General features: G+C 43.4%; 8 protein-coding genes and 1 pseudogene. 4 read left to right on the top strand and 5 right to left on the bottom strand.

Features of this window, described 5'->3' with window-relative positions:
* The 5 genes and pseudogenes from Q0986_RS08080 to Q0986_RS08060 form a co-directional block, all read right to left on the bottom strand.
* On the bottom strand, window positions 1-552 hold a 552-nt coding region (locus tag Q0986_RS08080; RefSeq protein ID WP_366918543.1), incomplete at its 3' end, for an ATP-dependent metallopeptidase FtsH/Yme1/Tma family protein.
* A 218-nt stretch (window positions 553-770) separates the two neighbouring features.
* Entirely contained in the window at window positions 771-968 is a 198-nt protein-coding gene (locus tag Q0986_RS08075) for an electron transporter (RefSeq protein WP_299407602.1), read from the bottom strand.
* Between the two features lie 414 nt (window positions 969-1,382).
* A pseudogene (locus Q0986_RS08070) lies at window positions 1,383-2,211 on the bottom strand (IS1 family transposase).
* A gap of 166 nt (window positions 2,212-2,377) precedes the next feature.
* Window positions 2,378-2,536 carry a high light inducible protein gene (locus tag Q0986_RS08065; protein ID WP_299407599.1) on the bottom strand — a complete coding sequence of 53 codons (159 nt, stop codon included), beginning with the start codon at window positions 2,534-2,536 and terminating at the stop codon, window positions 2,378-2,380.
* Window positions 2,537-2,854: 318 nt separating this feature from the next.
* Window positions 2,855-2,998, bottom strand: a complete 144-nt coding sequence (locus Q0986_RS08060) for a chlorophyll A-B binding protein (RefSeq protein WP_299407594.1) — start codon at window positions 2,996-2,998, stop codon at window positions 2,855-2,857.
* Between the two features lie 516 nt (window positions 2,999-3,514).
* Here Q0986_RS08060 and Q0986_RS08055 point away from each other — a divergent pair.
* The 4 genes from Q0986_RS08055 (at window position 3,515) to Q0986_RS08040 (ending at window position 6,569) form a co-directional block, all read left to right on the top strand.
* A complete protein-coding gene (locus Q0986_RS08055) occupies window positions 3,515-3,808 on the top strand; it encodes a hypothetical protein (RefSeq protein WP_299407591.1) in 294 nt (97 codons plus the stop codon).
* Window positions 3,809-4,113: 305 nt separating this feature from the next.
* Window positions 4,114-4,281: a hypothetical protein gene (locus Q0986_RS08050; protein WP_299407589.1), complete on the top strand. Its 168-nt coding sequence runs from the start codon at window positions 4,114-4,116 to the stop codon at window positions 4,279-4,281.
* 319 nt (window positions 4,282-4,600) lie between these two features.
* Window positions 4,601-4,891 (top strand): hypothetical protein, encoded by a 291-nt coding sequence (locus Q0986_RS08045; protein ID WP_299407587.1) that lies wholly within the window; start codon window positions 4,601-4,603, stop codon window positions 4,889-4,891.
* A gap of 520 nt (window positions 4,892-5,411) precedes the next feature.
* Complete coding sequence (locus Q0986_RS08040) at window positions 5,412-6,569, top strand: cytochrome P450 (protein ID WP_299407585.1); 1,158 nt, start codon at window positions 5,412-5,414, stop codon at window positions 6,567-6,569.
* The last annotated feature ends 181 nt before the right edge of the window (window positions 6,570-6,750 follow it).

Here is a 6,750-nt window from a genome sequence, read left to right as displayed (position 1 = left end):
TTCTTCAAGTTCAGTTTTGGATTCTTCCACACCTGCAACGTCATCAAAGGTGACTTTGTTGTCATCGCCTTCGACATAGACTTTGGCTTTGTTCTTGGTAACAGAGAGGGCACCTTGAGGACCTCCACCACCGATACCACCGCGGCTAAAGAATCGGAAGATGGCCACGAAGATAATAGGAGGGATGACCCAACCTAACAAGGTGGTAAACCAGCGATTGCCAGCAGGCGGGGTCGCAGCAAATTCGACATCGTTGGCTTCGAGTACCTTGGGCAACTCTAAGTCAAATATAGGGGTGGTTTCTTGAACCTGACCGGCACTCCCCTCTGAGCCTTTGAGTTGATAGCGAATGATATCTTGGCCAACGGAGACTCGAGCTACCTCTCCATCTTGAACTTGCTCAAGAAAGAAGCTGTAAGGCACTTTCGAAATACGAGGACTGTTACCAAAAGTCAAGACCAAATTCAATATCAGCAGTCCGACAGGGAGCAACAACAAAATGATGCTCAAGGGATTCGGACGGGGACGTCTAGGTTTATCATTTACAGGCATAAAAATTTCCTTAATTAAAACAGTGGTGTATGATTCAACGTTGTTTCATCCAACGTCTTAAATTTGCTTAAGTCCAATCACCAGATTGTTGAGTAGTGAAGAATTACTGGGTTGTGCTTAAAAGTGCAGCAGCACCACCTGATTGAAGAATAGTGACTGCAAGCAAGGATGAATAAGACTCAGGTCTCTAACCGTCACTTCATTGTTGTGCTGACTATTTATGCGAGGAGGCCAAGACGCTTGCCATTGTCGCGAGCTAGTCGAATCCAACCTTGACGGCGACTCCGGTCAATACCCACTTGATTACAGAAATTCGTAATGGCCTTAGAGTGCATAGCGATGGCTTGACCTCTAAGCTTTACGAATTTGGGCTGACCAACAATGTTGCGGACTAATACGACGAGAGGGGCAAACATGATGAACTTCTTTTTGTAACACTATGTAAACATAGTAACCATTTTGTAACGTATTGTCAAATAAATTTACATATTGGTTTTTTTATGGTAAAGAACTGCAATTAGAAAATAATGAGTAATTCCACATAAAATAAATATTTTTAGAATTAAAAAGCTTTATAGACCTATAAAAGTACTATTTTTGATGATTAAGCTTATTTTTACCTATTTATCCATCAATTAGAGAACTTAATAATGCAGTTGCAAAGTTTCTCCGTCTATTGCTTTTGTAAAGGTATATAAAATAAAAAGCTGCTTTCCTAATAGAAGAGCAGCTTGGGAGCTAAGAGGATGTTGGGTGAACTGCAGCTAGCAAGCCATACTCTTGTCAAATCTCCTTCTGAGACCGAAGCAGTTGAAACGCTTGATTGTGCCTCAACAAAGTGTGGGATAAGTAGTGAGGTCTTGCCAATCCCAGGAATACTCCGTCAATCCAGCACGTTGGGCAGCCGTGTTCTTAAATCGTGAGTGGCACCAGATCCAGTTGAAATAGGTCAGCACCAGTCTTAAGGTCACTGCACTTTGTTGCCAGACTTTACCAAATTTGTTCTGTCGTCGATGCCAGCGCCCAGTCTGTTGACGTAGGATGCCATTGGTCCACTCTAAGCGCTGCGTCAGAGCTTTACTCACTTGATGGATCACCTCATCGGGCAATTGCCGTGAGTATCCTTCCCAGCCATCGGTTTGCCAATAGTGACAGACGGTTTTGCCCTCAGTATTCTCAATTAATTCTTGAGCGAGTTCGTCGGCATGTTTGCCCATGCGACCACTGAGCGCTAAGCCACTGTCTTTGGCGAGACTCAACGCTATCCAGCAATCGCCGACGCTCAGTTCTTCCACTTCACAGTGCTTTTGCTTTTTTTGACAAAGGACCACAATTCATCTGCATTGATGACGTCAGTTGAAACGGCCTGAACGTCTTGATTGTGAATCACTTGGGCTTTATGGCTTACTGAACGAATCACACTCACACAGGTGTTGTAAGCCACACCTGTGATGCGGGGTAGTCCTCTGAGGCTAATGCCTTCAGCATGAGATTGAAGGATCGTCTGAATGGTATGAGGAGAAATCTGACGACGATAATAGAGGGTATCAAAGGTTTCACTGAAGGTTTGTTGACAGTGGGAGCAACGGTAACGCTGGCTGCCTTTACTGTTTTACCGTGTTTGTGGGTCTTTGGATAACCACATAAAGGACATTGCATCAGAGGATAGGAAAACTCATCTCCCTATATGTTTAACAAACCCACACTTTATTGATGCACGACCAAGGATTCAATGGTGGGAGTAAAACAAATGACCCCAGTTGTGAGCTGGGGTCAACAAGTCACTAAAGACCATGCACGACGATAAGTCAGGCGCAAATAGAAACTAGTTAACAAAGAAGAAAAAGGCAGTCAGTTGTCCAATGATTCCTTTGCCTGTTAATACCTCAGTGATCAAGGCGATGAAAAATCCGTACATTGCTAAGCGACCACTAAATGTCTCTGCAAAGCTGTTAAAACCCCAAGTCTGATCCTTGATGCTCATGGTGTTTGACTCCGTAAATATAAATTAAATTATATAAATTAATGTAAACAATATGTAAAGTTTTATCAAGTAGGAATCAGGCTTTCTGTTGCTCTGGATGCTGAGGCAAAATATTGACTCTCTAATATGCAGGGTCAATATCCATAAAAAAACCCGGCCAAAAGGCTGGGTTTGAGAAGGATTTATCAGTAGATCAGCTGAAAATATTGAAGCTACTTGAACCAGAATTTCTTTGTTCGGCAAGTATCCATCAATGCTTTATTGCCAGTGAGATTTAGATGAGAGGAGAGTTGAAAGATGGGCAACGCCACAAACGATTTACATCACTCCCCAGAAGTGCAAGACACCCTTACCGGTTACGAGTTCAATGATCAAGGCAATATAAAGGCCAACCATGGCAAGGCGGCCACTCCAAGTTTCTGCAAAGGGATTAAAACCAAAAAAGTTATCAGATGAATTCATAATTTTGGACTCCGTAATATCATGTGTAATGCAACTTTATGTAAATAAATGTAACGAAAATTTTATGGGTTGTCAACTGTATGGAGCCCTTTTCTATTCCCTGAGTATATGGATCATCAAACATGGAACTCATGGCAATAGAGCTACTTCGCGGATTCACCAGCAGATGAGAGTTCAGATTCTCTACCCGTTCTAGCGCTGAGAATGCTTACTTTCCCAATGACGGTCCTTCTTTTTGACTGACTGGCTAATCTATCGTTCTAGTAAGCGAATACCTAAACCAATCTACTGACCACCTGTAAATTTTTCCGATTTGCATTGCCCAGTCTCAGTTTTGGAGGTTTTACCATGGTCCCACTTCACTTAGCTAAAGACAGTGGACCTCTTACATAAATCCTTTTCTGCGGCTATTACCTTTGCCTATTTCGCGATCCATCACGGGTTGCACTAGCCGGGGGAAAGCAGCTTTACCTTATTCTGCTCTGTTGTAACAGGTGACCTGAATCAGCTTACCGTTTGTACCTTTCATTAGAGGTCTTACTCACACTCCAGTCTGAAGATTGGTCCGTAGATACTAGCAACCACCATCAGATCTTTCAGCACTCTCCCCCCAAAGTTGTCCCTATGGTGGATGGTGTGGCCAGCGATCGCAAAAACGGCCCTCCCATACTTTTGAAGTATCACCACCAAGAAACGGAGCACAGCAATATGACCATGACCACACCATCTCAATCATATGCTGACGTTGATGTATACATTGGCATCGACGTCCACCATCGCACCTACAGCGTTCACGCCCAAGTGGGATAAACCTGCATTAAACGTTGGACCACCACCGCATCACCGACAGCCCTAGTGACCCAACTGCTCAAATACTTTCGCGGTGACCGCATTCACAGCGTTTATGAAGCCGGATTTTCAGGCTTCGTGCTTCATCGCGAACTAGGGCCATTGAGCAATAGGCTATACAGATTCAGCAACGGATAGCCTATTGATACTTCGTAAAGGAGGAACATTTAACGGTCAGTTTATTCACTGATAATGCCGATCAAAAAGCATAATATCTCAGCTTTTCTAGATCTTTGATGATGGATAATTTAGAAGGTGACTAAATTATGATGATTCTTACAGATCAACATATAAATACCCATCAAACCGATCACGGACTATTGGGAGAAGTTCACCATAACGATCAGTTTGATGCAATCTATTGGGCAACGGCTTCTTATTGGCAGCAGCCGCTGATCACAAAGGATGACACCATTGGATCCTCATCCCCCTAAAGCGCGTCTAACGTTCTAGCCATTCATGCATGGCCACAACATTAGCCTCTAACAGAATCTACTCAGGTGGATGAGTCCAGATGCTTGCAGGCTAAAAAGCAGGATTGCCCACACGGTCGAATATTTGCTCCCACTGCCTTTTGGGCCAGCTTATCCAAGCGAGTTTTTGTACCCTTTTAATGGCCAACGGGGGAAGATTTTAGATCTGACCTTCGCTTATATGGACCAGGTTAGCTTTCCTCCTAGCCCGCTATTAGCGCGATTGAGAACCGTCGTTGGTGGACACGGCAGCGTTATATGTCATCTAGAGGAGGAACCCATGTCTCGTAAGCAATGGCACCAGCTCACCCTCCCCCTTGCCCGAGTCAAGCTACTCCAGTTTCGAAATCGGTTACGGGAAAATAATCTGATTAATACGACTGCGATCGCACCCACGGATCACCTCCCCAAACCCCAGCTCAATCCTGATGGTCACCATCTGCGGGTTCTATCGAAACAATTTCGTGACCCTCCTCAAACGTCACTCCCCAAAACTGGCCCCTACCTTAGTGGGGGTCAAGCATGGCTTTGCTCCTTGGCGACATATAAGTCACTAAGGTATCGGTTTTGAATTTGAATCAATCTTTCAAGCTTTTTGTCTTAAGCTAAATGCAGCAATGTACTCATTCTTCAAACAGCTCAAGAAAGTCAACCGCTCGGATCGTAAAGATTTATATAAAGAACTATAAATTATGCATAACAGTTTGCACTGCTGTAGATGATATCAATGGGGGTGATTCATATATAAATTCAAAGAGTATTAGCTTCCGTCAAATTAAATTCTTGCATCTAGTTTGATCAGATTGAAGCTGTTTTTAGTATTCTTTGAGACTTTTCTAGTTGCCAGTGCCATATATAAAATTTAAGTAAAGACGAGAAAAATTGTCCTCTCTTATATAAATTTTAAGGTGCTCATCTGGCAGTCTCACTTCCTAGACATAAGTGGCTATTTTTTTTGTTGAAATAGCTATCTTTCTATTTTGAACTTCTATTGATAAATTAGCAGGGCAATCATGAGTCTATTCATTCGTTTATCAAATCGTCTTCAGATCTTACTTTTGCAGCATCCTAACATCTTGACTTCAGCACTTATGAAGATTTTTTATGTAGTGGATGTGATTAGTTATAGTATTGTTACTCCTCAAGAATTTTTAGGTAAACGACAGAAGATTTTTGGTAATAATTTTGCCGCTTTAGGCAGGATTATTGTAGGTGAATATAATCTTACTGCCAAAATCATTGCAGAGCCACAACAAAGAGAACCTTATATTGGCCGTTTTCGCTGCATCCCTGAGCGATTCTCTAAGAATTTTCTGCTTTTTTTGTCTGATCAAGAAGTAAAGGGTAATACTGCTCATAAAAAAGCAAGATCGGCCGTTTTAGAGGTCGTCTTTAAACCAGCCTTTAACAATACTGAGTCCCGAGAAGCTAAAGATCTCCTGCATCAATTAGCCACCCTTGCGCATCAACATGGAAATCCGCCAGACTTAGATGAGATTAGCGATGATATTCAACGCACTATCATCCAATACATTATGTTAGTGCTCTTAGAAGTCAAACTGTCTCCACAGCAACTATCATCTCTGAAAACGCTATTCTTCTCTGCAAAACCAAGGGAATCATTGCTGATCTCCAGGGTGAAACCCTTAGCCCCCTCGGCTAACAAGTTGCAAGAGGTCAAACGATTAGAAGCGATCGCGCTTAACCTGATTGAGAACTCTCCTGTGATTAGTAGATATGTGCCAACCACTGACAATGATTTAAGTCGAACCGAACTGAGTACGTTACTACTGGAAGCGATCGCAATTGCCGGATGTCTCGGGAGTGAGAGTTTACTTCGGTCCTTATTAACCAAGGTTCCACAGGATTTGGAGATCGATGTGGAGGATCGTTTTGAAGTGTTACGGGTTGTTTTAGAAACGGCTCGTCGGTATGCCCCAGTGAATAACATCAATACCATCACCCAGGCAGAAACAGCGGTGACCATCAATGGCAGAAAACGGAAGTTTCCCAAGGGTACACTGTTCTCCGCCAACATCGGCTTGGCTAATCTCGACGGTACAGTCTTTAAGAACCCCTTAGACTTCAATCCCCATCGAGACAACCTAATGGCAGCACTCAGCTTTAACTCTGTGGGTGAAGCAAAGCGGCGTGAGTGTCCAGGGCGCGGTATTGCAGAAAAAATGGGCTCTGATTTACTGGTCGCATTGCAATGCAAACCGACTACCCCCGTCCCAGCGAAAGAATAGACTTCTTGCATAAATCCTGATCTGAAGCTATGACCTCTGCTTACTTCGTTATCCTTAACATGGGTTACACTAGCCCCCCCTGCCCCCCAGTCATGGGATTTGTCAACCGCTTACAGTCCACTCTGTGCGAGGATGCCTGTGTGCTCCTCAGCCAATGGTGTTCGTCAAACTGATTGTGTGT

The organism is Acaryochloris sp. IP29b_bin.148 (genome assembly GCF_028285565.1).
Classification (GTDB): Bacteria; Cyanobacteriota; Cyanobacteriia; order Thermosynechococcales; family Thermosynechococcaceae; genus Acaryochloris.
The sequence above is the reverse complement of the archived record's forward strand: the minus strand, read 5'-3'. Positions and strand labels throughout refer to the sequence as shown.

What these genes read in the sequence shown, in the direction of transcription:
- Q0986_RS08060 (WP_299407594.1), bottom strand. Translation starts at nt 2,998, where the DNA reads ATGAATTCATCTGATAACTTTTTTGGTTTTAATCCCTTTGCAGAAACT.
- Q0986_RS08075 (WP_299407602.1), bottom strand. Translation starts at nt 968, where the DNA reads ATGTTTGCCCCTCTCGTCGTATTAGTCCGCAACATTGTTGGTCAGCCC.
- Q0986_RS08045 (WP_299407587.1), top strand. Translation starts at nt 4,601, where the DNA reads ATGTCTCGTAAGCAATGGCACCAGCTCACCCTCCCCCTTGCCCGAGTC.
- Q0986_RS08050 (WP_299407589.1), top strand. Translation starts at nt 4,114, where the DNA reads ATGATGATTCTTACAGATCAACATATAAATACCCATCAAACCGATCAC.
- Q0986_RS08065 (WP_299407599.1), bottom strand. Translation starts at nt 2,536, where the DNA reads ATGAGCATCAAGGATCAGACTTGGGGTTTTAACAGCTTTGCAGAGACA.
- Q0986_RS08040 (WP_299407585.1), top strand. Translation starts at nt 5,412, where the DNA reads ATGAAGATTTTTTATGTAGTGGATGTGATTAGTTATAGTATTGTTACT.